At 69.6% G+C, this 21,671-nt stretch carries 23 protein-coding genes, 1 tRNA gene and 1 pseudogene; 9 read left to right on the top strand and 16 right to left on the bottom strand.

What is annotated here, in order from left to right:
- Positions 1 to 559: 559 nt before the first annotated feature.
- From NYP07_RS14760 to prfB, 4 genes are all read right to left on the bottom strand, one after another.
- Positions 560 to 635, bottom strand: a tRNA-Thr gene (locus NYP07_RS14760).
- A 34-nt stretch (positions 636 to 669) separates the two neighbouring features.
- Positions 670 to 1,686, bottom strand: a complete 1,017-nt coding sequence (locus NYP07_RS14755; protein ID WP_268151748.1) for a class 1 fructose-bisphosphatase — start codon at positions 1,684 to 1,686, stop codon at positions 670 to 672.
- A 3-nt stretch (positions 1,687 to 1,689) separates the two neighbouring features.
- Positions 1,690 to 4,353, bottom strand: a complete 2,664-nt coding sequence (gene pepN / locus NYP07_RS14750) for an aminopeptidase N (protein ID WP_268151746.1) — start codon at positions 4,351 to 4,353, stop codon at positions 1,690 to 1,692.
- A gap of 51 nt (positions 4,354 to 4,404) precedes the next feature.
- Positions 4,405 to 5,509, bottom strand: a protein-coding gene (gene prfB / locus NYP07_RS14745; RefSeq protein ID WP_268151743.1) for a peptide chain release factor 2 whose coding sequence is annotated in 2 segments (ribosomal slippage) — positions 4,405 to 5,427 and positions 5,429 to 5,509 — 1,104 coding nt in all. Because the reading frame shifts where the segments join, the coding sequence is not laid out codon by codon here.
- 58 nt (positions 5,510 to 5,567) lie between these two features.
- On the opposite strand from prfB, the gene NYP07_RS14740 reads away from it, so the two are divergent.
- On the top strand, positions 5,568 to 5,828 hold the full coding sequence (locus tag NYP07_RS14740; RefSeq protein ID WP_268151741.1) for a DUF4212 domain-containing protein: 261 nt from the start codon (positions 5,568 to 5,570) through the stop codon (positions 5,826 to 5,828).
- On the opposite strand, the gene NYP07_RS14735 is transcribed toward NYP07_RS14740, so the two are convergent.
- Positions 5,806 to 6,705 carry an alpha/beta fold hydrolase gene (locus tag NYP07_RS14735; RefSeq protein ID WP_268151739.1) on the bottom strand — a complete coding sequence of 300 codons (900 nt, stop codon included), beginning with the start codon at positions 6,703 to 6,705 and terminating at the stop codon, positions 5,806 to 5,808. The two genes, NYP07_RS14740 and NYP07_RS14735, sit on opposite strands and share 23 nt — an antisense overlap.
- A gap of 302 nt (positions 6,706 to 7,007) precedes the next feature.
- Between NYP07_RS14735 and NYP07_RS14730 the strand changes: the two genes are divergently transcribed.
- From NYP07_RS14730 to NYP07_RS14720, 3 genes are all read left to right on the top strand, one after another.
- Positions 7,008 to 7,547, top strand: a complete 540-nt coding sequence (locus NYP07_RS14730; RefSeq protein WP_378990119.1) for a GNAT family N-acetyltransferase — start codon at positions 7,008 to 7,010, stop codon at positions 7,545 to 7,547.
- A gap of 92 nt (positions 7,548 to 7,639) precedes the next feature.
- On the top strand, positions 7,640 to 9,334 hold the full coding sequence (locus tag NYP07_RS14725; RefSeq protein ID WP_268151735.1) for an acetate--CoA ligase: 1,695 nt from the start codon (positions 7,640 to 7,642) through the stop codon (positions 9,332 to 9,334).
- A 248-nt stretch (positions 9,335 to 9,582) separates the two neighbouring features.
- A complete protein-coding gene (locus NYP07_RS14720; protein ID WP_268151733.1) occupies positions 9,583 to 10,386 on the top strand; it encodes a hypothetical protein in 804 nt (267 codons plus the stop codon).
- A gap of 110 nt (positions 10,387 to 10,496) precedes the next feature.
- Here NYP07_RS14720 and NYP07_RS14715 read toward each other — a convergent pair whose 3' ends face one another.
- The 5 genes from NYP07_RS14715 to NYP07_RS14695 all read right to left on the bottom strand — a co-directional run bounded on the left by NYP07_RS14715 (position 10,497) and on the right by NYP07_RS14695 (position 13,383).
- Positions 10,497 to 11,135 (bottom strand): LysE family translocator, encoded by a 639-nt coding sequence (locus tag NYP07_RS14715; RefSeq protein WP_268151731.1) that lies wholly within the window; start codon positions 11,133 to 11,135, stop codon positions 10,497 to 10,499.
- 83 nt (positions 11,136 to 11,218) lie between these two features.
- The gene (locus NYP07_RS14710; RefSeq protein ID WP_268151729.1) at positions 11,219 to 11,863 is read right to left on the bottom strand and encodes a hypothetical protein; all 645 of its coding nucleotides are present in this window, start codon (positions 11,861 to 11,863) and stop codon (positions 11,219 to 11,221) included.
- Entirely contained in the window at positions 11,860 to 12,597 is a 738-nt protein-coding gene (locus tag NYP07_RS14705) for a hypothetical protein (RefSeq protein WP_268151727.1), read from the bottom strand. The genes NYP07_RS14710 and NYP07_RS14705 overlap by 4 nt, the downstream gene beginning before the upstream one ends.
- A gap of 7 nt (positions 12,598 to 12,604) precedes the next feature.
- Positions 12,605 to 12,835, bottom strand: a complete 231-nt coding sequence (locus NYP07_RS14700) for a helix-turn-helix domain-containing protein (RefSeq protein WP_268151725.1) — start codon at positions 12,833 to 12,835, stop codon at positions 12,605 to 12,607.
- The gene (locus NYP07_RS14695) at positions 12,835 to 13,383 is read right to left on the bottom strand and encodes a DUF2975 domain-containing protein (protein ID WP_268151723.1); all 549 of its coding nucleotides are present in this window, start codon (positions 13,381 to 13,383) and stop codon (positions 12,835 to 12,837) included. The genes NYP07_RS14700 and NYP07_RS14695 overlap by 1 nt, the downstream gene beginning before the upstream one ends.
- Positions 13,384 to 13,472: 89 nt before the next feature.
- Here NYP07_RS14695 and NYP07_RS14690 point away from each other — a divergent pair, with 89 nt between their 5' ends.
- From NYP07_RS14690 to NYP07_RS14670, 5 genes and pseudogenes are all read left to right on the top strand, one after another.
- Complete coding sequence (locus NYP07_RS14690) at positions 13,473 to 13,967, top strand: aminoacyl-tRNA deacylase (protein WP_268151721.1); 495 nt, start codon at positions 13,473 to 13,475, stop codon at positions 13,965 to 13,967.
- A 5-nt stretch (positions 13,968 to 13,972) separates the two neighbouring features.
- A complete protein-coding gene (gene plsY / locus NYP07_RS14685; RefSeq protein ID WP_268151719.1) occupies positions 13,973 to 14,647 on the top strand; it encodes a glycerol-3-phosphate 1-O-acyltransferase PlsY in 675 nt (224 codons plus the stop codon).
- Positions 14,644 to 15,000 carry a RidA family protein gene (locus NYP07_RS14680; protein ID WP_268151717.1) on the top strand — a complete coding sequence of 119 codons (357 nt, stop codon included), beginning with the start codon at positions 14,644 to 14,646 and terminating at the stop codon, positions 14,998 to 15,000. Before plsY ends, NYP07_RS14680 begins: the two co-directional genes overlap by 4 nt.
- Before the next feature lie 33 nt (positions 15,001 to 15,033).
- Positions 15,034 to 15,278 (top strand): annotated as a pseudogene (locus tag NYP07_RS14675) (polyphosphate kinase 2); the annotation flags it as partial.
- A 47-nt stretch (positions 15,279 to 15,325) separates the two neighbouring features.
- On the top strand, positions 15,326 to 15,670 hold the full coding sequence (locus NYP07_RS14670) for a glutaredoxin family protein (RefSeq protein WP_268151715.1): 345 nt from the start codon (positions 15,326 to 15,328) through the stop codon (positions 15,668 to 15,670).
- A gap of 96 nt (positions 15,671 to 15,766) precedes the next feature.
- On the opposite strand, the gene NYP07_RS14665 is transcribed toward NYP07_RS14670, so the two are convergent.
- The 6 genes from NYP07_RS14665 to NYP07_RS14640 all read right to left on the bottom strand — a co-directional run bounded on the left by NYP07_RS14665 (position 15,767) and on the right by NYP07_RS14640 (position 21,664).
- On the bottom strand, positions 15,767 to 16,036 hold the full coding sequence (locus tag NYP07_RS14665) for a hypothetical protein (RefSeq protein ID WP_268151713.1): 270 nt from the start codon (positions 16,034 to 16,036) through the stop codon (positions 15,767 to 15,769).
- Between the two features lie 253 nt (positions 16,037 to 16,289).
- Positions 16,290 to 16,925, bottom strand: a complete 636-nt coding sequence (locus NYP07_RS14660; RefSeq protein ID WP_268151711.1) for an L-threonylcarbamoyladenylate synthase — start codon at positions 16,923 to 16,925, stop codon at positions 16,290 to 16,292.
- Positions 16,926 to 16,962: 37 nt separating this feature from the next.
- A complete protein-coding gene (locus NYP07_RS14655; protein WP_268151710.1) occupies positions 16,963 to 18,156 on the bottom strand; it encodes a M56 family metallopeptidase in 1,194 nt (397 codons plus the stop codon).
- Positions 18,146 to 18,517 carry a BlaI/MecI/CopY family transcriptional regulator gene (locus NYP07_RS14650; RefSeq protein ID WP_268151708.1) on the bottom strand — a complete coding sequence of 124 codons (372 nt, stop codon included), beginning with the start codon at positions 18,515 to 18,517 and terminating at the stop codon, positions 18,146 to 18,148. Before NYP07_RS14650 ends, NYP07_RS14655 begins: the two co-directional genes overlap by 11 nt.
- Positions 18,518 to 18,617: 100 nt before the next feature.
- The gene (locus NYP07_RS14645; protein WP_268151706.1) at positions 18,618 to 19,481 is read right to left on the bottom strand and encodes a 3',5'-nucleoside bisphosphate phosphatase; all 864 of its coding nucleotides are present in this window, start codon (positions 19,479 to 19,481) and stop codon (positions 18,618 to 18,620) included.
- Between the two features lie 266 nt (positions 19,482 to 19,747).
- Positions 19,748 to 21,664 carry a methyl-accepting chemotaxis protein gene (locus NYP07_RS14640; protein WP_268151704.1) on the bottom strand — a complete coding sequence of 639 codons (1,917 nt, stop codon included), beginning with the start codon at positions 21,662 to 21,664 and terminating at the stop codon, positions 19,748 to 19,750.
- Positions 21,665 to 21,671: the final 7 nt, after the last annotated feature.

The raw sequence follows: 21,671 nt of genomic DNA, 5'->3' as shown, positions 1-21,671 counted from the left end.
GAGTGGTTGCGGCGGGGTCTTCTGCTCATACTCTCGTTCCTTTGTCGCCTCGCTCTCACGGGCCGATCAATGAACCGAGTTTCCACTCATCGCCGTGTTCAGATTTCCGGCACCAGCTCTCGTCAGAGTGGTCCTTCGTGTCCGAACACAAGAAGGCGTACGAGCAAGAGGGCATGCGGGCGACGCTGGGGCAGGGCGCTAGCGCGCCGGGGGAAGGCGCCTAGGTGTCGGACGGGGCTGTTTTGCCTCTGCTGCCACTCGGACCAGCGCCGTCCGTTGAACTGAAGGTCGGCTTGACGGCGCCAACCGTGAGTACGCTGGCCGCAGACGACCGGCTGCAACCGCTGCGTAGGCGACAGCAGTTCTAGACCAAATGCGGGTGAGGGACTGGCCCGACGCAGCGCACAGCGACCATGCGGCCGGAGTCCTGGCGGCGGACCCCGATGAAGAATTTGGGCGCCGTGGGCACAGGATGGGCACATGTGCCCATCCTGTGCCCACGGCGCCAAAAGACAAAGGGCTTGACCGAAGCCAAGCCCTTGATTTAATTGAGAAATTCTGGTGCCGGCAAGAGGAGTCGAACCCCCGACCTTCGCATTACGAATGCGCTGCTCTACCAACTGAGCTATGCCGGCCATGACTTGAGCGTCAAGCCCATCATTATAGCCGCTATTTTGGGGCGTCTTGGCGGTGGTAGGCCGCGATGCGCTCGACCTCGTTCCTGGAGCCCAGCGCGACGGCCACGCGCTCGTGCAGCTTGCCGGGCTTGAGGTCCAGGATGCGCTCGCTGCCGTTGACGGCCGCGCCGCCGGCCTGCTCGACGATGAAGGCCATCGGGTTGGCCTCGTACAGCAGGCGCAGCTTGCCGGGCTTGTCGGGCTCGCGCTGGTCCCAGGGGTACATGAAGATGCCGCCGCGCGTCAGGATGCGGTGCACGTCGGCCACCATGCTGGCCACCCAGCGCATATTGAAGTCGCGGCCGCGCGGGCCGGTGCTGCCGGCCAGGCATTCGTCGATATAGCGCTTCACCGGCGGGGCCCAGTGGCGCATATTGGACATGTTGATCGCGAATTCCTTGGTGTCCTCGGGAATCCTGACCTGTTCCTGGGTCAGCACCCAGGAGCCGGTCTCGCGGTCCAGCGTGAAGACGGCCACGCCGTCGCCCACCGTCAGCACCAGCATGCTCTGCGGGCCGTAGACGCAGTAGCCGGCCGCGGCCTGCTGCTTGCCGGGCTGCAGGAAGTCCTCCTCGCTGACGCCGCGCGAATGGCCCACCTTGCGCAGCACGCTGAAGATGGTGCCGATGGAGACGTTGACGTCGATGTTGCTGGAGCCGTCGAGCGGGTCGAACAGCAGCAGGTATTCGCCTTGCGGGTAGCGGTTGGGCACGACGTAGATGCCGTCCATCTCCTCGCTGGCCATGGCCGCGAGATGGCCGCCCCATTCGTTGGCCTCGATCAGCACCTCGTTGGCGATGATGTCGAGCTTCTTCTGCACCTCGCCCTGCACGTTCTCGCTGCCGGCGCTGCCGAGCACGTCGCCCAGCGCGCCCTTGTTGACGGCGATGGCGATGCGCTTGCAGGCGCGCGCGACGATCTCGATCAGCAGCCGCAGTTCCTGCGGGATGTGGCCGTGCTTGCGCTGCTGCTCGATAAGGTATTGGGTCAGGGATATCTGGCGTGCCATCGTTCAGGCTCCGGAGGCGAGGGCGCGTTCGACAATTTCGCGAACGTCGCTGGACAGGTCGGCCTTGGTGGCCACGCGGGCCACGGCCTCGCGCGCTGCGCTGCGGTAGGGCTCGGCCAGCACGGCCCAGCGGTCCATCGCGCGGGCGATGCGGCTGGCGATCTGCGGGTTGATGGCGTCCAGCGCCAGCACCTGGTCGGCCCAGAACACATAGCCCGCGGCGTCGGCGCGGTGGAAGGCGGCCGGGTTGAACATGCACAGCGAGGCCAGCAGGCTGCGCGCGCGGTTGGGGTTCTTCAGGCTGAAGTCCGGGTGCTTGAGCAGGGCCTTCGCGCGGGCGAACACGCGGCCGTCGGCCTCGGGCGCGCGGGCCTGCAGCTGGAACCACTTGTCGATGACGAGGGCGTCGTCCTTGAACAGCGCATGGAAGCGCTCCAGGGACGGCGCCGCCAGCGCGGCGTTCGCGTTGACGAGGGCCGCCAGCGCGCCGAGGCGGTCGGTCATGTTGGACGCGTCCTTGAAGCGCTGGTAGGCCTTGCCCGGCCACACGGTGTCGCCGGTGCTCTGCGCGTCCAGCACGAGCATGGACAGCGCCAGATTGGCCAGCGCGCGCCGGCCACTCGAGACCGGGTCGGGCGTGTAGCCGCCGGCCACCTGGTGGGCCTCGAAGGCGGCGGCCCAGTCGTCGCGCAGCGCGCTGGCGAGCTGGACCTGGGCGGCCATCACGGCGGCGTGGATGGCCTGCGGGTCGACGACGTCGAGCTGCTCGGCGATATAGCTCTCGCCCGGCAGTGTCAGCGCCAGCTCCTTGAAGGCGGGGTCCAGCTCGGCATGGTTGAGCACGCCGCGCATCGCGTCGATGAAGGCGGGGCTGAGCTGCAGCGGCTGGCCGGCGCGCAGCGCGTGCAGGATGCGGTTCAGCGCGAGGCGCTGGCCGGCCTCCCAGCGGTTGAAGGGGTCGCTGTCGTGGCGCATCAGCACCAGCAGGGCCGCGTCGGAGAGGCCGTCGTCCAGCACCACGGGCGCCGAGAAGCCGCGCAGCAGCGAGGGCACGGGCTCGGCGTTGATGTTCTCGAACACGAAGCTCTGCTCGGCCTGGTCCAGCACCAGCACCTGCTCGGTGGCGCCGTTCGCGTCCAGCGCGAGCGCGACGCCATGGCGGTCCAGCAGGCCCATGACGATGGGGATGAGCTGGGGCTGCTTGGCGGCCTGGCCGGGTGTGGCGGGCGTGTGCTGCGTGAAGCGCAGCGTGTAGGTGCGGGCGGCGGTGTCGTGCTCGCCGCGCGCGCTGACGCGGGGCGTGCCGGCCTGCGAGTACCAGCGCTTGAAGGCGTCCAGGCGCGCGCTCAACGGCGAGCCCGGGTTGGCGTCGGCGATGGCAGCCGCGAAGTCGTCGCAGGTCACGGCCTGGCCGTCATGGCGCTCGAAGTAGAGCTTCATGCCCGCCTCGAAGCCCTTGCGGCCGACCAGGGCCTGGTACATGCGCACGACCTCGGCGCCCTTCTCGTAGACGGTGGACGTGTAGAAGTTGTTGATCTCGCTGTAGCTGTCCGGGCGCACCGGGTGGGCCATGGCGCCGCTGTCCTCGGGGAACTGCATGGCACGCAGCTGGCGCACGTCCTGGATGCGGCAGACCGCGCGGGCCGACGGCGTGCCGGCCATGTCCATGCTGAACTCCTGGTCGCGGAAGACCGTCAGGCCCTCCTTCAGCGACAGCTGGAACCAGTCGCGGCAGGTCACGCGGTTGCCGGTCCAGTTGTGGAAGTATTCGTGGGCGACGATGGACTCGATGCGGTTGAAGTCGGCATCGGTCGCGGTCGCGGGCGAGGCGAGCAGGGCGCTGGTGTTGAAGATGTTCAGGCCCTTGTTCTCCATCGCGCCCATGTTGAAGTCGGACACGCCGACGACCATGAAGCGCTCCAGGTCCAGCGGCAGGCCGAAGCGGGCCTCGTCCCAGACGATGGAGGCGACGAGGCTGTTCATCGCGTGCTCGGTCTTCTCCAGGTCGCCGCGGCGGACATAGACCTGCAGCAGATGGTCCTTGCCGGCGCGGGTGCGGATGCGCTGCTCGCGCGTGACGAGGTCACCCGCGACGACGGCGAACAGATAGCTGGGCTTGGGGAAGGGGTCGCTCCAGACGGCGAAGTGGCGGCCGTTGTCGAGATCGCCGCTGTCGGTCAAATTGCCGTTGGCCAGCAGGATGGGAAAGCGGGCCTTGTCGGCGCGCAGCGTGACCGTGTAGACGGCCATCACGTCCGGTCGGTCCAGGAAATAGGTGATGCGGCGGAAGCCCTCGGCCTCGCACTGCGTGAAGAAGCTGCCGCCCGAGGTGTAGAGGCCGGACAGCGCGGTGTTCTTCTCGGGACAGCAGGTGTTGCGGATCTCGAGCGCGAAATCGGCGTCGGGGGCGCCCTCGATGACGAGCTCGTGGCCCTCCTGGCGGAAGGACACCGGGCTGCCGTCGATCAGCACGCGCAGCAGATTGAGCTCTTCGCCGTGCAGGCGCAGCGGGCCGTGCGGCACCGCGCGGTTGCGCTCGATCTGCAGCTTGCTCGTGACCAGGGTCTTGGCCGGGTCGAGGTCAAAGGTCAGGTCGACCTTGCGGATCCAGTAAGCCGGTTGCTGGTAGTCCAGGCGCTGGATCAGGGGAGCGGTGCCTTCACGCATGAGGGGCTTCCTTGGAGGGGGCAAAGAGAGGGCCGCCGCAGCGGCCCGGAGTCAGACGCCTTGCTTCAGGCTTTCCGTGATGAAGGGGTCGAGGTCGCCGTCCAGCACCTTCTGCGTGGCCGAGGTCTCGTAGTTGGTGCGCAGGTCCTTGATGCGGCTCTGGTCCAGCACATAGCTGCGGATCTGGTGGCCCCAGCCGACGTCGGTCTTGGTGTCTTCCAGCTTCTGCTGCTCTTCCATGCGCTTCTTCATCTCGTAGTCGTAGAGGCGCGAGCGCAGGCGGCGCCAGGCGACGTCGCGGTTGCTGTGCTGGCTGCGGCCGTCCTGGCATTGCACGACGATGCCGGTCGGGATGTGCGTCAGGCGCACGGCCGAGTCGGTCTTGTTGATGTGCTGGCCGCCGGCACCCGAGGCGCGGAAGGTGTCGGTGCGCACGTCGGCCGGGTTGATGTCGATCTCGATCGAGTCGTCGACTTCCGGGTAGACGAACAGCGACGCGAAGGACGTGTGGCGGCCGCCCGAGGAGTCGAACGGGCTCTTGCGCACGAGGCGATGCACGCCGGTCTCGGTGCGCAGCAGGCCGAAGGCGTACTCGCCTTCCACCTTGATGGTGGCGCTCTTGATGCCGGCCACGTCGCCGGGCGTCTCGTCTTCCAGCGTCGCCTTGAAGCCCTTGCGCTCGCAATACTTCAGGTACTGGCGCAGCAGCATGGCGGCCCAGTCGCAGGCCTCGGTGCCGCCGGCGCCGGCCTGGATGTCGATGAAGCAGTTGCTCGGGTCGGCCGGGTTGTTGAACATGCGGCGGAATTCGAGCTCCTCGATCTTCTCGCGCAGCTTGGCGGCGTCTTCCTCGATGGCCAGCATGCCGGCCTCGTCGCCTTCCTCGCGGCTCATCTCGAAGAGTTCGCCGTTGTCGGCCAGCGAGCCGGTCAGCAGCTTGATCGTGTCGACCACGGTTTCCAGCGTGCGCTTTTCCTTGCCCAACTCCTGGGCGCGCTTGGGTTCGTCCCAGACCTTGGGGTTCTCCAGCGCGGCGTTGACTTCGTTCAGTCGCAGTGCCTTGCGGTCGAAGTCAAAGATACCCCCTTAGCGCGTCGGTGCGCGCTGAGAGGTCGGCAATGGTGTTGCCGATTTGGTTGATGTGTTCGATGTCCATGGCGGGCGTCGTCGTTCCTGGCAAAGGGTGGATTTTCTCATGGGCCAGAATGAGCGCCATGAAGCCCACGCCCCGCGACGACTACTGGCGCCGCACCCGCCGCCTGACGGCGGGGCTGCTGCTGGCCTGGGCGCTGGCCGCCTTTGCGCCGGTCTACTTCGCGCGCGAGCTCAGCGTCGAGGTTTTCGGCTGGCCGCTGGCCTTCTGGTGGGCCTCGCAGGGCGCGCTGCTGGCCTTCTGCGCCATCGTCGTCGCCTACGCCCGGCGCATGCGCCGGCTCGACGGCGCCGCCGGCGTCACACCGCCAGAAACGCGCTGATCCGCGCGGCCAGCGCCTCGGACTGGTCGTGGTGCAGCATGTGGCCGGCGTCCTGCAGCACGGCGCGCTGCAGGTCGGGCACCAGCGCGAGCCGGGCCTCGAAGTCCTCGCGCGGGTAGCGCTTGCCCCAGAAGCGCGTTAGCTGGTCGTCGCTGCCCTCCACCCACAGCGTGGGCGCGGCGATGCGCTGCCAGCAGGCCAGCACCTCGGCCTTGCGGTAGATCATCGGGTTGGCCAGCTTGTGGGCCGGGTCGGCGTTGAGCAGGAAGCCCTCAGTCGTCTCGCGGGCCCAGTGCCCGGCCAGCCAGGCGGCCTTGTCGGCGGCCAGGCGCGGGTTGTTCTTCATCAGCCGCTCGGCCACCTCGGCCAGCGTTGCGTAGGGGCGCAGCGACGGCGGGTCCTTGAGCTCGTCCAGCCATTTGACGAGGCGCTCGGGCGCGACGTCCGGCGCCACATCGGGCAGGCCGAAGCCTTCCAGGTTCACGAGCCGGCGGATGCGCTGCGGCCTCACGCCGGCATAGCTCATGACGACGTTGCCGCCCATGCTGTGGCCGATCAGGTCCACCGGCGCGCCGGGGCTGAGCACATCGAGCAGCGCGTCGAGGTCGGCGAGGTAGTCGGGGAACCAGTAGCAGCCGGCGCCCGTCGTGCCGCTGAGGCCGAAGCCGCGCCAGTCCAGCGCGACGATCTCGCGCTCGCCGGCCAGCGCGTCGACGACGAACTGGAAGGAGGCGCCGACATCCATCCAGCCGTGGACCATGACGAGAGGCGGCCGGCCCGCGCCGGCTTCGCCCCAGCGGAGGATGTGGTGACGCAGGCCGCGAAGGTTCAGGAACTCGCTGCGGTGGGCAAGGCGTGGGGTGTAGACATCGGGCATATCCGCACTTTAGAGCGTGTTTACGCCCCCCTCATGGTGCCCGCAAGGCCTCCCAAGGCCGCAATCTAGGCGCGTCACGCCGCCCGCACTCATGTGCGGGCAAGGGGCGCAACGACGAGTGCGGCCTTGGGAGGCCTTGCCCTCCGGGGTGCCCCGCAAAGCCAGCGTCTGCGGCGTTGCAAATCCTCGCCGGGCCACCAGCCCGTCTCCGGTTTGCGCCTTGCAGCCGCCGGTTTTGCGGGGCAACGGGCGCCATGAGGGGGGCGTAAACACGCTCTTAGGGCCACGGCAGTCCGCTCACAATGAGGGTCATGCCCGCACCCCGCCACGACATCCGCGCCGCCGAGCCGCGCGACCTGAAAGCCATCGTCCAGCTCATCGCCGAACTGGCCGAGTTCGAGCACCTGACCCATCTGCTGGAGGTCACGCCCGACCGGCTGGAGCCGCATCTGTTCGGTGACGAGCCGGTGGCGGAGTGCATGGTCGGCGAGGTGCAGGGCGAGGTCGTCGCCTTCGCGCTGTTCTACACGAACTTCTCGACCTTCCTCGCCAGGCCGGGGCTCTATCTGGAAGACCTCTACGTCCGCCCGGCCCACCGCCGCAGCGGCCTGGGCAAGGCCCTGCTGATCCAGCTGGCCCAACTGGCCTGCGAGCGCGGCTACGGCCGCTTCGACTGGACGGTGCTGGACTGGAACGAGGACGCCATCCGCTTCTACGAGAAGCTCGGCGCCGAGGTTATGCCCGACTGGCGCATCTGCCGGCTGACGGGCGACGCGCTGGAGCGCTATGCCGACGGCGACCGGCCGAGCATGTGGTCGCCCTCGGCTTGGCTCGGGCTCTGACCTGAAACGCAGACGGGCCTCGGGCAATCCATGAGGCCGGCGCTGACAACGCTGGCTAGCATCGCCCCCCTAGTCCAAACCCGGGGCCTGCCATGGCGGAAGATCTTTACGAGCAGCTGCATGCCGCCTTCCGCTGGCAGGTGCCGGAAGACTTCAACATCGCCGAGGCCTGCTGCGGGCGCTGGGCGCGCGGCACGCCCAAGGCCACGGCCATCTACTTCGACAGCGAGAGCGGCTGCCGCGCGGCCTACAGCTATGCACAGCTGCAACGCGCCGCCAACCGCCTGTCCAACGCGCTGCTGAACCAGGGCGTGCGCCGCGGCCACCGCGTGGCCATCGTGCTGCCGCAGCGCTTCGAGACGGCCGTCGCCCACATCGCCATCCAGCAGATCGGCGCGGTGGCGATGCCGCTGTCCATGCTGTTCGGCGCCGAGGCGCTGGAGTACCGCCTGCAGGACAGCGGCGCGGTGCTGGCCATCGTGGCCTGCGAGGCGCTGCCGGCGCTGCGCGAGGTCAAGGCCCGCTGCCAGGCGCTGCGCCGCGTCCTCGTCGTCGGCGACAGCCCCGTGGCGGGCGACGAGCTGCCGTGGATGGAGGCGCTGCAGGCCGAGGAGGCGCGCTTCAAGCCCGTGGCCACGAAGGCGGGCGACCCGGCCATCCTGATCTACACCAGCGGCACCACCGGCAACCCCAAGGGCGCGCTGATCCCGCAGCGCGCGCTGCTGGGCAATCTGACGGGCTTTGTGGCCAGCCAGAACTGGTTCGGCTTCGACCCGTTCGATGCCGGCAAGCCCACCGATGCCGTCTTCTGGAGCCCCGCCGACTGGGCCTGGACTGGTGGATTGATGGATGCCTTGCTGCCCACGCTCTATTTCGGCCGGCCCATCGTGGCTTGGCAGGGCCGCTTCTCGGCGGCCAAGGCCTTCGAGCTGATGGCGAGTTATGGCGTCACGCATGCCTTCCTGTTCCCGACCGCGCTCAAGGCGATGATGAAGGCCCATCCCTTGAAGGACGGGCGCCCGAAGCGCCATGCGCTGAAGCTGCGCGCGCTGATGAGCGCGGGCGAGGCGGTGGGCGACGCCGTCTTCGCCTGGTGCCGCGACGCCTTGGGCGTGCCGGTCAACGAGATGTTCGGCCAGACCGAGATGAACTACGTCGTCGGCAATTGCCAGGCGCTGTGGCCGGCCAGGCCGGGCAGCATGGGCCGCGCCTACCCGGGCCATCGCGTCGCCGTCATCGACGACGCGGGCCGCGAATGCGCGCCGGGCGAGGTCGGCGAGGTGGCCGTGCATGCCCGCGACCGTCACGGCGAGCCCGACCCGGTTTTCTTCCTCGGCTACTGGAACAACGAGGCCGCGACGACCGCCAAGTTCACCGGCGCGCCCGGCGACAGCTGGTGCCGCACCGGCGACCTCGCGCGCCAGGACGCCGACGGCACGCTCTGGTACGAAGGCCGGGCCGACGATGTCTTCAAGAGCGCGGGCTACCGCATCGGCCCGGGCGAGATCGAGAACTGTCTGCTCAAGCACCCCGCTGTCGCCAACGCGGCCGTCGTGCCCAAGCCCGATGCCGAGCGCGGCGCGCTGGTCAAGGCCTATGTCGTGCTGGCCGAGGGCCATGCCGGCGATGCGGCGCTGGTGACCCTGCTGCAGGACCATGTGAAGGCCCGCCTTGCGCCCTACGAGTACCCGAAGGAGATCGAGTTCATCGAGGCCCTGCCGATGACGACGACGGGCAAGGTGCAGCGGCGTGTGTTGCGGCTGCGGGAACTGGAGAGGGCGGCTTAGGTTCGAGAAGGTTCAGTTGAGGCGACGTCGACTAGGCACGGACCCGACGCTCGCGCCGGCCGCCATTGGGGCGACCAAGGTCAAGCATCAGCGCAACTTGTCGGGAAACTTGACACTCAGCAGGCCTGCCGCGCAGAAATGAACAGGGGCTTTATGCCCTTCAATGGAGGAATTCCGCCGCCCGGGTGCACTGGTGCGCTACTTGCTTCTTCGATGTCGGACGGGGCCGAAACAACCGAGGAGCACCCATGAGCACGGACTACGCCTTGCCGCTGCAGTCGCCCGCCAGCCCGCTTGGGCAGGCCATCGACCGCTGGATCTGGGTCTTCATGGCGGCCTTCTTCGTCGCCATCACATTGACCGGCTTCATCCCGGATTCGCTCATGAAGATCGAGATGGTGCGCGCCGGGGCGCGGGCGCCATTCCCGCTGGTGCTGCATGCGCACGCCGTCCTCATGGGTGCGTTCCTGCTGTTGCTGCTCGCCCAGACCACGCTGATGGCGACCGGTCATCGCGACTGGCACAAGCTGCTGGGGAGCATGGCCTTCCTGCTCGTACCGGCCATCGTCGTCGTCGGCTTCTTCCTCGTCCCGACGATCTACCGGCAGGTCTGGGGCGCGGTCCAGGCGGCGCCGGCCCCGGCGCAGGAGCAGCTTCGGCATCTGCTGAGCTTCCTCGAAAACATCGTGCTGATGCAGTTGCGCATCGGCATCCTCTTTCCCGTCTGCGTCGGCCTGGCCTTGCATGCGCGGCGGACGGACGCGGGCTTCCACAAGCGGATGATGCTGCTGGCGACGGTCCTGCCCCTGCCGGCGGCGATCGATCGCATAGGCTGGCTGCCGACCACCATGCCGGGCGGCCCCCTGGCGATTGAGTTCTACACCCTGCTGGCGATCTCACCGATGTTGCTGTGGGACGTGATCAGGCATCGGGCGATTCATCGGGCCTATTGGGTCTGGCTGGCCTTGTTCCTGCCCTTCGCAGTCGCCACCCACCTGCTTTGGGACAGGCCGGGGTGGCATGCGCTGGTGTCGCAGGTGCTGAAGCCTTGAGGTGATGCGCGCCCCGACCGTGGATTGCCCGGCGATCACCACCCAGGTCGGTCATCGCGACGCGGCCGGCCGCTCCCGGCCGAAAGCCATACCGACTGAACCTCTCGGGCTCAAGCGGCCTTGTTTCTCAGCTTCAGCAGGCTCAAACCCAGCAGCACGAACAGGCCGCCCGAGATGCGGTTGAACAGCCGTAGATGCCGGGCCTCGGCCAGGAAGCGGCGCAGGCTGCGGAACAGCCCGACGTAGACCGCGTGCGACACCAGGGCCAGCACGGTGAAGGTGGCCGTCAGCAGCAGGGTCTGCAGCAGCACGGAGTGGCCGGGCGTCAGGAACTGCGGGAACAGCGCCGTGAAGAACAGGATGGCCTTGGGGTTGGTGACCGCCACGCCCATGCCCTGCAGGAACAGCCGCCCGGCGGTGTGCGGCGGGTCGCGCCGGCTGCTGGCGGCCTCGCCCAGCTTCAGCGGTGCGCTGCGCCACTGCCTGATGCCCAGGTAGACCAGATAGCCCGCGCCGACGAGCTTCACGACCAGGAAGGCCGAGGCCGACACCGCCAGCAGCGCGCCCATGCCGGCCGTCGCCGCGCCGGACACGATGAACAGCCCTGCTGCGTTGCCCAGCGAGCTGAACACCGTGTGCCGCGCGCCCACGGCCATCGAGTTGGAGATGGCCAGCAGCACGCCCGGCCCGGGCGAGAAGGTGACGAGCAGCGCGACGCCGCAGAACAGCAGCCAGGTCGAGAAGGGCATGGGGTCTCCGTAGCGGGCTTGGGGCCGGGCGAGTTTAAGAGCGTGTTTACGACCCCCTCATGGTGCCCGCAAGGTCTGTTTGCTCATTTGCACTTGTAGGGCCGGCCCAGCATGCTCACCGTGCGCGGCGCGACGTTGCCGTTGAAGCTGTCGGTGTCGGTGATGCGGGAGCGGAAGACCTCGACGCAGGTGTCGCCGCGGCGGAAGACGGAGCGGTGGTCGCCCTGCGCGCCGACGGCCTGCGCGCGGTTGTCGCTGGTGCTCTCCTCGACCCAGGCGCCGGCGCCGCCGGTGGCCTCGGCGATGCGGTCTTCCAGCGTCGGCCGCGGCGTGTTGCTGCGCGGGTCGCTCAGCGCCGGGTTGCGCGCGGCGGCGGACGAGGCCGCATAGCCGGGCGGCAGCGTCAGGCGCAGCGTGGTGCGCGGCGGCTCGGCCGGATGGGCCTGCGCGGGCGTTGCCGCGGGGATGGCGGCCCCGGGCGGCGGCGTGTCGGCGGCGATGGCCGGCGGCGGGATGAGCTGGGGTGCGGCCGGCACCGCACGCGGCGTGGTGGCGGTGGGTGGCGGCGGCGTCTGCGGGCGCGGTGACGTGGGCAGGATGAGGCGCACCGAGGTCAGCGGCCGGTCGTCGCGGCTGTCCAGCGCCGCGGGCCGGTGGAACCAGAGGCCGGCCAGCAGTGCCGCGTGCAGGGCCGCGACAAGGATGCGGGCCAGCCAGCGGTGGTTCACGAACCCTGCAGCTTGACGGAGAGCTTGCTGCCGGCCGGCGCGACCAGCCGCGCCGCGTCGGGCCAGCTTTCCTGGCCGGTCAGCAGCGCGCAGGGGCGGCCCTTCTCGCCCTTGCCGGCGTCCGGGTCGCGCTCGCCGGCGGCCAGGGGCAGCGGCAGGCCGAGCAACTGGCCGTTCTCGCGCCATTCCAGCTTCCAGCCCGGCGTGGCGCTGCACACGCGCACCGCCTCGATGCGCGGGAACAGCCAGCGCAGATACCAGGGCAGCAGCTCCTCGCGCAGCGTGCGGGCCACGCGCACGATGCGGCGCACCTGGGCCATGTCGAGCTGCTCGGGTGGCACGGTCAATTCGAGCGTGCCGTGCACGGCCATCTGGCCCTTGGCCGCATTGGTGGCGAGGTCGGCCGTCCTGGCCTCGGCCTCGGGCAGCAGGGGCAGGTCGAAGCGGCCTTCCGCATCGATCCTGAGCGGATAGTCGGCATCGTCGCTGCGCACCGCCATGCGGATGTCGGCCAGGGCCGGCTTGGTCTTCTCGGTATCGACCTTGAAGTCCATGCGGAACAGGCCCTCGCCGTGCTGGCGCAGCTTGGTCAGCAGTTCGTTGATGCGGGCATAAGGCAGCACGCTGCCGTCACGCTTCATCTCGGTCGTGACGGTGGGCAGCATCTCGGGGTTGGCGTGGGCGGCCGTGAGTGCGGCCAACAGCAGGGCAAGGCAGGCGGGCAACGATTTCATCGGGGGCTCAACTGGGGTTGTCTGGAGGTTCGGGACCGGGCTCCCAGGCCAGCAGGTCACCCGGCTGGCACTGCAGCACCTCGCAGATGCGTGACAACGTGTCGAAGCGCACGCCGCGCACCTTGCCGCTCTTGAGCAGCGACAGATTGGCCTCGGTGATGCCGACCCGCTCGGCCAGCTCGCGCGAGCGCATCTTGCGGCGCGCGAGCATGACGTCGAGGGTGACGACGATGGGCATCAGATGAACTCTGCGTTTTCGTCGGCGACGCGCGCGGCTTCGGACAGCACCTGGGCCAGGGCCAGCAGCAGCAGGCCGAACAACAGCGCAAGGTAGTGGTCGCCCGACAGCCCGAACCACAGCTGGCGCTGGCCCTTGGGATTGCCCCAGGTCAGCGCGAGGACGACCAGGGTCTGCCCCAGCGGCTGGGCGGCGGCCAGCGCGCACAGGCCCAGACCGAGGCGGCGCAGATGCTGGGCCGGCCGCCGCGTCAGCAGCTCGCCCTGCGCAAAGCAGCCGAACAGCGACCACATCTGCCACAGCGCGAACAGGCTCACCGAGGCGGGCAGCAGCGAGGCCGCCAGGCCCCAGAGCCGCGAGCCGAGGTCGAGCTGCAGCGTGTCGACCGCCCACAGCTTGGACGCCACCTCGGCCACCCAGTCGGGTTCGGCCCAGAAGATGAAGGGCAGGGTGCCGATGACCACGACGCCGAGCAGGCACAGCGCCCTCACGACCCAGGCCAGGCGGCGGATGCGCCGCAGGCCGTCAGAGGAGAAGGAGTCGGGCATGGCGGCCTTCGTGAAACAAGAAAAACTTACTGTAAAACAATAATTGATTGTTCCAAGACGGAATCACTCACGTCCCCGAAAATGGGGGGATGAGCAAGAAGAGCAGCCATGTCAGCGAGACCCCCGCCACGCAGGCCCTGAAGCGCGCCGGCGTCGCCTTCACCGAGCATGTCTACGACTACGTCGAGCACGGCGGCACGGCGGAGTCGTCCAAGCAGCTGGGCGTGGAGGAGCATGCGGTCGTGAAGACCCTGGTCATGCAGGACGAGAAAGCCGAGCCGCTGATCGTGCTGATGCACGGCGACCGCACGGTCAGCCTGAAGGAGCTGGCGCGGCAGATCCCGTGCAAGAAGGTCGAGCCCTGCAAGCCCGAGGTGGCGCAGCGCCACAGCGGCTACCAGGTCGGCGGCACCTCGCCCTTCGGTGTGCGCAAGGCCATGCCGGTGTTCGTCGAGGCCGGCATCCTCGAACTGCCGCGCATCTGCATCAACGGCGGGCGGCGCGGCTACCTCGTGGGCATAGCGCCCCGGGTTCTCACGGAGCTGCTCGGCGCCAGGCCCGTGCACTGCGCCAACGCACAATGACGGGCATGCAAGAGACTCTTTTCCCGCTGCTCGCCGCCGTCGCGGCCTATTTGGTCGGCTCGCTGTCCTTCGCGGTCATCGTCAGCCGCCTGATGGGCCTGAGCGACCCGCGTTCCTACGGTTCGGGCAACCCCGGCGCCACCAATGTGCTGCGCTCGGGCAACAAGGCCGCCGCCATCCTGACGCTGGTCTTCGACGCGCTCAAGGGTTATCTGCCCGTGCTGGCCGTGAAACTCTGGGGTCAGCCCTACGGCCTGGAGGAGGGCACGATGGCGCTGGTGGGCCTGGGCGCCTTCCTCGGCCACCTGTGGCCGCTGTTCTTCCGCTTCCAGGGCGGCAAGGGCGTGGCCACGGCGGCCGGCGTGATCTTCGGACTCAATCCCATGCTGGGGGTTGTGACGCTGGCGACCTGGCTCATCATTGCCTGGTTCAGCCGCTACTCCTCGCTGGCCGCCATCGTGTCCGCTGCCTTCGCGCCGATCTATCAGCTGCTCATTTGGGAAGCCGGGCCGACCGCGCTGGCCCTCATCATCATGGGTCTGCTGCTGGTGTGGCGCCATCAGGCCAACATCAGGAAGCTGCTGGCCGGCACCGAGAGCAGGCTCGGCCAGAAGGCCGGCCCCACCGCACATCCCGCATCCAAACCCACCCACGCCGCCAAGGCCAGGAAGAAATCATGAGCAAGCAAGAGATCGAACGCTTCGACGTCGGTGCCCGCATGTCCGAAATGGCCGTGCACAACGGCGTGGCCTATCTGGCCGGCCAGGTGCCAGAGGACACCAATGCCGACATCACCGGCCAGACGGCCCAGGTGCTGGCCGCCATCGACAAGCTGCTGGAGCGCGCCGGCACGAACAAGAGCCGCATCCTGCGCGCCCAGATCTTCCTGGCCGACCGTGCCGATTTCGCCGGCATGAACACCGCCTGGGAGGCCTGGGTGTCGGCCGGCCACACGCCGCCGCGCGCCACCGTCATCGCGGGCCTGGCGCGGCCGGAGTGGAAGGTGGAGATCGTCGTCACGGCGGCGATCTGAACCGGGCGGCCGCCGTCGCGGCAGGGAGTCCCCGTGAGCCAAACCGGAGACGAGCTGGTCAAGCGCATCCACCGCGGCCTGCAGGACGATTTCGACGAAGAGCTGGAGCTCGACTGGAGGACTGCAACGACGGCGATGTGCCCGCCGATGCGGCAGGCGAACGCAGGCGCCATATCCGCGAGCTGTTCCGGCTGCAGAGCGAGCTCGTGAAGCTGCAGGACTGGGTGCAGCACACAGGCCACAAGCTCGTCATCCTGTTCGAGGGGCGCGACGCGGCGGACATCGTCGTGCCCGAGGTCTACCGAGCGGGGCCTAGCATCGGGGCATGCAACGCGCCCCGGTTTCCCTGCTCGTCGTCATCGCCGTGACGGCCCTGGCCTCCTGGGCTTGGCGAGGCCACGTTGCCGCCGGGGATGGCGAGGCGCTGAGGCAGCGCGTGAAGCCGGGCGACATCCGCATGCTCTCGTCCGAGACCTGCCCCTACTGCCTGGCCGCGCGGCGCTGGATGACGCAGCAGGGCCTGCCCTTCAGCGAATGCTTCATCGAGCGCGAGCCGCAGTGCGCGGCCGACTACCAGGCGCTGGGCGGCGTGGGCACGCCGACTCTCGTCGTGCGCGGTCAACGCGTCATCGGCTTCGACCGCGCCCGGCTGCTGGAAATCCTGAAGTGAACCGGGCCGAGGCGTCAGCGCTGACTCGGCAGCGCTGGCGACTCGGCCCGGTGGTGGTGGAAAAAGGCATCGTCGTCCGCATGGGAGATGCCTCGCTCAGGACCGCTTGGCATTGGACTTGGCGGCGGCCAGGGTCTGGCGGGCCAGCGTGGCTTCGCTGTAGCCGACGACGACGACGCGCGGCAGCTGGGCCACTTCACGCTGGGCCGTGCCGGTCACGACGACGCGGGGCAGCTGGGCGATCTCGCGGCTGGCCTTGCCGGTGACGACGACGCGCTCCAGCTTGACGGTGGCCTGCGGGGCGGCCTGGGCGGCGACGGCGGAGAAGGCCAGGGCGGCGGCGAGGAAGGTGGTTTGCAGGCTCATGATGGACTCCGTTCGGTGGGTTTCGAACCGCGTGATTGCTTGTTCGATGGAGTCAGTTTCGGCAATGAGCCCGGGCGCTTCCAGGCGGCTGCGATCAAGCGCGAGCCGCGCTGGATGAATTGCAAAAGCGCTGGATGAACTGCGGGCTCATACGGGTTTGCAATCAAAGTGATAACAAGGCGCGAAGCCGCAGACAGTGCTTTGGCACGGCAAGGCGAAGCAACGCAGTGAGCGCTTTGATTGCGAAGCCGTATCAGTCCAGCTTCAGCCCCAGCCGCGCGAGCTCGCCGCGCCCCTGACGCACCAGCGCGGGCTCGTCGCCCTGGCTCAGGTCCAGCACTGTCGTCGGCTGGGCCGGGCAGGCGCCGGCGTCCAGCACGAACTGCAGCTGGCGGTCCAGGCGGTGGCAGACCTGGGCGGCGTCGTTCATCGGCTCGCTGTCGCCGGGCGGGATCAGCGTGGTGGACAGCAGCGGCTCGCCGAACAGGGCCAGCAGATCCTGCGTCACGCGGTGGTCGGGCACGCGCAGGCCGATGGTGCGGCGGCTGGGGTGGGACAGGCGGCGCGGCACTTCCTTGGTGGCCGGCAGGATGAAGGTGTAGGGGCCGGGCGTGGCCAGCTTGAGCAGGCGGTACTGGCGGTTGTCCACCATCGCGTAGTTGGCCAGCTCCGACAGGTCGCGGCACAGCAGCGTCAGGTGGTGCTTGTCGTCCACGCCGCGCACGCGGCGCAGCGCCTCTGCGGCGGCCTTGTCGTCCAGGCGGCAGACGAAGGCATAGCTGGAGTCCGTCGGGATCGCGCCGAGGCCGCCGGCCTGCAGCATCTGCGCGGCCTGGCGCAGGAAGCGCGGCTGGGGGTTGTCGGGGTGGACTTCGAAGAGCTGGGCCATGCGGCATTGTGCGTTCGGCCGCAGGCCCCGGAGGAGGTCAGTCGAGCTTGAAGAAGAACTGCTGGACCAGCTCGGTGCCGGCCAGGCCCGGCTTGCAGCCGTAGGCCCGCACCGTTTTCTCGATCATGTCGACCAGGCGAGGATCGCCTTGCACCTTCACGGTTTCAGGGTGGCCGTCCGCGCCGATCCGGAACCTGGCCTCCAGCTTGTACTGACCCTTGAGGTCGTTGAGCTCGGGCGGAATTTCCGGCCGCGGCATCTGCGGGCAGGACTCGATCAGTTTCACTCTCGAGGGCAGGGCTGTCAGGTCCGAAAGTTCTGAATGACGGGCCGTCGGCCTGGCGGCGCTGGCCGCGTCCGGCGACCCGGCGTTCAGCGCCTGCACGGCGCCGAAACCCAGCAGAGCACTCAGTACCAAGGCCGCTCGGGCCGCATGACGAGCCCCGACGCTGGGGGCGACTTTCTTCAGCAACATGATCCTCTCCTTCAACGGATGGTGGGACTGCCAGGCCGAGGCAGCGGGCGGGAGGCTGTTCGCCCCATCGAGTTTCAGCAGGGCCAGGCCGTAGCGCCGCCAACTGCCCGGGTGGCGCTGCATCACGGCGGCATCGCAAGCCAGTTCCTGGTCTTGCCGCAGTGCGGCCAGGGCGAACCAGGCCAGCGGGTTGAACCAGGCGAGGCCGGCCAGCATGGCGGCCAGCAGCCGTGCGGGGTTGTCGAGGCGGCGGGCGTGGGCGGCCTCGTGAGCCACGATCCAGCGCCGCTCGTCCGCGTCGAAGCGCTGGCGGAAGTCGACCGGCAGCACCAGCCGCGGGCGCCAGACGCCCAGCAGCCCGGGTGAATCGCCAGCCGGGGCTCTCCATGCCGTCTGCCCACGCCCCAGCAACTGCCTCAGGTAGCGGCGGTGCCGGGCTGTCTGCACCAGCGCCACCGTGACGACGCCGGCCAGCCACAGGGCCAGCCAGCCGTTGTGCCAGCTGCTTGTCGCGTTAGGAGCAGGCAGCCCAGCCAGCGCGGACACGTACACCGCGGGCAGCATCAGGGTCGGCAGGCCGGTCGATGGCAGCAGCGCGGCCAGAGCCAGCCACGGCGGCAGCAGCCACAGCGCGTAGGCGGCCTGCGCGCCCGCCAGGCGCCGCCAGGGCTGGCGCAGCAGCAGCACAGCCAGCAGGCCGACCGTGAAGCCGGTGTGGGCCTGCCACAAGGTGTCGAGCCAGGCTTCAGGATGCATCGTCGTGCTCCTGCAGCAGGCGCCGCAAGGCTTGGGCGTCCTCGGCGCTGAGCTTGCGCTGAGCCGAGAAGTGCGCGACCAGCGGCGAGAGCCGGCCGCCGAAGACGCGATCCAGCAGGCTCAGGGACTCGCCCTGTTCCCAGTCTTCACGCGCGACCAGCGGCTCGTACAGGTAGCGCCGGCCGTCGCGCTGGGCCTGCAGCGCACCTTTGTTCAGCAGGCGATTCAGCAGGGTCTTGACGGTGCCCAACTGCCAGCCGGCATCCTGGGGCAGGGCCGCGAGGATGTCCTCGGCACTCAGCGGGTGGTGCGCCCACAGGGTGCGCATGATCTGGGATTCGGCGTCGGAGATGCTGCTCATGATCGACAACATAGTGTTGACGATTAATTGTCAACGGCTGTTGTCGATTACTCCAATCGAGAGAAACCCGGGCGTGCGGCAGGCCGGGTCTCGATGCAGGTCAGTGCTTGATGCGTTCGGCCAGCTCGGCCCACACCGGCGTCAGCCGGTCCGCCAGCGGCGGCAGTGCGCCCAGGTCGGTGCGGCTTTCGTCGGGGCAGTGGAAGTCGGAGCCGCGCGAGGCCAGCAGGCCGAACTCCAGGGCCGTGTCAGCGTACTGCTGGAACTCGGCCGCCGTGTGGCTGCCGGTGACGACCTCGATGCCGCGCCCGCCGTGGGTCATGAACTCGGTGATGAGGGCGTATTCCTCGGTGGGCGTGAAGCCGTAGCGGCCCGGATGGGCGATGACGGCGATGCCGCCGGCGCGCGTGATCCAGCCCACCGCGTCCTTCAGCGCCGCCCATTTGTGCGGCACGAAGCCGGGCTTGCCGTCGGTGAGGTAGCGACGGAACACCTCGGGCACGTCCGAGCAGTGGCCGGCGTCGACGAGAAAGCGCGCGAAATGCGTGCGCGAGATCAGCTCGGGGTTGCCGACGTATTGCAGCGCACCCTCGAAGGCGCCGTGGATGCCGACGCGAGCCAGGCTGGCCGCCATCTCGCGGGCGCGTGCCCCGCGCCCGCCGCGCGTCGCGCGCAGGCCTTCGATCAGCTCGGGCGCTTCGTGGTCGAAGCCCAGGCCGACGATGTGCACGACGCGGCCGGCGAAGCTGACCGAGATCTCGGTGCCGGTCAGATAGGCCAGGCCGGCCGCGCGGGCCGCATCGATGGCGCGCTGCTGGCCGCCGATCTCGTCGTGGTCGGTCAGCGACCAGAGCTGCACGCCGCCGGCCTTGGCGCGCTCGGCCAGGGCTTCGGGCGTCAGCGTGCCGTCGGAGACGACCGAGTGGCAGTGCAGGTCGGCGTTGAGCGATGCGTCGAGGTTCACGCCCCGATTCTCGCAGGCGGTCAAAGCCGCCGCGCCTCGCAAGGTATTGCGGGACGAGCGCCGGGCCGCCCCAAGCCGGCCCGCGCAGGCGATGTGCTTGCGGCTCAATGCCGCAAGCATCGCCGTCCCCGCGGGGGCTGAGGCCGGACACGGCAAGTCCAGTGGACTTGTCGCGCCTGCCGAAGGGCAGCCGCGCCGTCGGCTGCGCGGTCTGCAAGACCGACCAGGCTCGCCCGCGTTCAGCGGCGCGAGGCTGGGCGAGGGGCTCACAGTCTGAAGGCGTTGACCGTCTCGTCCATGCCCTGGGCCTGGCCGCGCAGGCTGTCGGCCGACGCGGCGGCTTCCTCGACGAGGGCGGCGTTCTGCTGCGTCATCGCGTCGATGGCGCGCACCGCGTCGCCCACTTCCAGCGTCTGCTGGGCCTCGGCGCGGGTCTGCTCGGCCATGCGGTGGATCAGCGCGCTCATCTCGTGCACCTTGCCGAGGATGGCCGCCACGGCGCCGCCGGCCTCGGCGGCCTGGGCCGTGCCGGCCTCGACGCGCTCGACGGACTGGCCGATCAGCGTCTTGATCTCGCGCGCGGCCGTCGCGCTGCGCTGGGCCAGCGCGCGCACTTCCGACGCCACGACCGCGAAGCCGCGGCCGGCGTCGCCTGCCCGCGCGGCCTCGACGGCGGCGTTCAGCGCGAGGATGTTGGTCTGGAAGGCGATGCCGTCGATGAGGCCGGTGATGTCGGCGATGCGCCGGCTCGCATCGGCCATGCCCTGCATGCTGCCCACCACCTGGTCCATCACGCGGCCGCCCTGGGCGGCGACCTCGGCCGCCGAACCGGCCAGCTGTTCGGCGTCCTGGGCGGCCTCGCTGCTGTGGCGCACGGCCTCGGTCAGGGCCTGCACATGGGAGGCCGTCTGCTGCAGCCGGGCGGCGGCGGCCTCGGTGCGCTGGGCCAGGTCCTGGTTGCCGGCGGCGATCTCCTGCGCGGCCAGGCGGATGCCGCCCGCGTCGCCATGGATGCGCTCGACGAGGCCGCGCAGGCGCTGCTGCATATGCTGCAGCGCGGCGAGCACGCGGCCCAGCTCGTCGCGCCGGCCCTGGGGCACGTCGCAGGAGAGGTCGCCGGCCGCGATGCGCTCGGTGACCTCCACCATCTGCCGCACCGGCGTCAGCAGCTGGCGGATGGAGCGCACCATCGTGAAGAGCATCAGCGCCAGTGCGGCGGGCAGCAGCAGCATCAGCGCGTCGCGGCGGTGGGCCGCGCGCTCGGCGCGGGCCGCCAGCTCGCCGTCCAGCGTGTCCATGACCTGGGCGCTGAGCTGGGCCTGCAGCTTGCCGGCTTCGACGAGGCGGGCGGCGAGCTGGTCCAGCGGGTAGTTCACGTCCATGGCCGCGGCGGCCAGCGTGTCGTCGACCTGCTTGCGCTGCGCCTGGGCGTCCTTCAGCAGCGGCGCCAGGCGCTCGTTCAGCGCCGCGTCGCCGTACTGCATGGCCAGGCGCAGGCGCAGCTGCATCTGCATCGAATGCTCGTGGTAGCGGGTCTGGGCCGCGGACATCGTCGCCAGGTCGTCGACCGCCGCGGCGCGCGCCAGCGCGGCCAGCTCGGACAGCGCGTCCTGCACGCGCGGTGCCGACTGCAGGCCGGCCTCGATGGAGAAGTGCGAGGCCGCCTCGGCGTCCAGCAGCAGGCCGGCGCCGGCATTCAGCTCGGCCAGCGCGTCAAAGCTCTCCTGCGCGAGCGCCACCTGGGCCGCGAGCAGCTTGGGCGGGTTCAGCCCGCCCTGGGCGAGGGCCTGGGCCAGCTCGGCGCTGTGGCCGCGCAGCGCCGCCAGGCGCTCGCGCTGTGCGGCGGCCAGCTCGGGCGCGATGCCGTCGTCCAGCGCGGTGTCGACGGCCTTCAGCGCGGCCTGCACGGCATCCGCCGCGGCCAGCGCGGCGGGCTTGGCGTCGGGCTTGGTGGACAGGGCCTCGGCGGCCAGGCCGCGCTGGTCCTGCAGCCGGGCCAGCAGCGCCAGCCAGGCGCGGTTGGCGGGCAGGGCCCGGTGCTGGCGGGCGGCGACGGCCTGCTCGGCGGCATAACTGCGCAGCAGCACGGCGCTGGGGACGATGCCCAGCAGCAGTGCCAGCAGCGTGACGAAGGTGAGCCGCGTGCGCAGGCTCCAGTGCTCGGAAAACTTCAGGAAACTCATCGGGTTG

The organism is Pelomonas aquatica (assembly GCF_026712205.1).
Lineage (GTDB): Bacteria > Pseudomonadota > Gammaproteobacteria > Burkholderiales > Burkholderiaceae_C > Pelomonas > Pelomonas aquatica.
This window is presented reverse-complemented; position numbering and strand designations above follow the sequence as displayed.

What these genes read in the sequence shown, in the direction of transcription:
- NYP07_RS14660 (WP_268151711.1), bottom strand. Translation starts at nt 16,925, where the DNA reads ATGGCCCAGCTCTTCGAAGTCCACCCCGACAACCCCCAGCCGCGCTTC.
- NYP07_RS14730 (WP_378990119.1), top strand. Translation starts at nt 7,008, where the DNA reads ATGAGGGTCATGCCCGCACCCCGCCACGACATCCGCGCCGCCGAGCCG.
- plsY (WP_268151719.1), top strand. Translation starts at nt 13,973, where the DNA reads ATGCAAGAGACTCTTTTCCCGCTGCTCGCCGCCGTCGCGGCCTATTTG.
- NYP07_RS14725 (WP_268151735.1), top strand. Translation starts at nt 7,640, where the DNA reads ATGGCGGAAGATCTTTACGAGCAGCTGCATGCCGCCTTCCGCTGGCAG.
- NYP07_RS14665 (WP_268151713.1), bottom strand. Translation starts at nt 16,036, where the DNA reads ATGAGCCTGCAAACCACCTTCCTCGCCGCCGCCCTGGCCTTCTCCGCC.
- NYP07_RS14690 (WP_268151721.1), top strand. Translation starts at nt 13,473, where the DNA reads ATGAGCAAGAAGAGCAGCCATGTCAGCGAGACCCCCGCCACGCAGGCC.
- NYP07_RS14650 (WP_268151708.1), bottom strand. Translation starts at nt 18,517, where the DNA reads ATGAGCAGCATCTCCGACGCCGAATCCCAGATCATGCGCACCCTGTGG.
- NYP07_RS14720 (WP_268151733.1), top strand. Translation starts at nt 9,583, where the DNA reads ATGAGCACGGACTACGCCTTGCCGCTGCAGTCGCCCGCCAGCCCGCTT.
- NYP07_RS14655 (WP_268151710.1), bottom strand. Translation starts at nt 18,156, where the DNA reads ATGCATCCTGAAGCCTGGCTCGACACCTTGTGGCAGGCCCACACCGGC.
- NYP07_RS14735 (WP_268151739.1), bottom strand. Translation starts at nt 6,705, where the DNA reads ATGCCCGATGTCTACACCCCACGCCTTGCCCACCGCAGCGAGTTCCTG.
- NYP07_RS14715 (WP_268151731.1), bottom strand. Translation starts at nt 11,135, where the DNA reads ATGCCCTTCTCGACCTGGCTGCTGTTCTGCGGCGTCGCGCTGCTCGTC.
- NYP07_RS14640 (WP_268151704.1), bottom strand. Translation starts at nt 21,664, where the DNA reads ATGAGTTTCCTGAAGTTTTCCGAGCACTGGAGCCTGCGCACGCGGCTC.
- NYP07_RS14680 (WP_268151717.1), top strand. Translation starts at nt 14,644, where the DNA reads ATGAGCAAGCAAGAGATCGAACGCTTCGACGTCGGTGCCCGCATGTCC.
- NYP07_RS14695 (WP_268151723.1), bottom strand. Translation starts at nt 13,383, where the DNA reads ATGCCCGACTCCTTCTCCTCTGACGGCCTGCGGCGCATCCGCCGCCTG.
- NYP07_RS14670 (WP_268151715.1), top strand. Translation starts at nt 15,326, where the DNA reads ATGCAACGCGCCCCGGTTTCCCTGCTCGTCGTCATCGCCGTGACGGCC.
- NYP07_RS14700 (WP_268151725.1), bottom strand. Translation starts at nt 12,835, where the DNA reads ATGCCCATCGTCGTCACCCTCGACGTCATGCTCGCGCGCCGCAAGATG.
- NYP07_RS14705 (WP_268151727.1), bottom strand. Translation starts at nt 12,597, where the DNA reads ATGAAATCGTTGCCCGCCTGCCTTGCCCTGCTGTTGGCCGCACTCACG.
- NYP07_RS14740 (WP_268151741.1), top strand. Translation starts at nt 5,568, where the DNA reads ATGAAGCCCACGCCCCGCGACGACTACTGGCGCCGCACCCGCCGCCTG.
- NYP07_RS14755 (WP_268151748.1), bottom strand. Translation starts at nt 1,686, where the DNA reads ATGGCACGCCAGATATCCCTGACCCAATACCTTATCGAGCAGCAGCGC.
- pepN (WP_268151746.1), bottom strand. Translation starts at nt 4,353, where the DNA reads ATGCGTGAAGGCACCGCTCCCCTGATCCAGCGCCTGGACTACCAGCAA.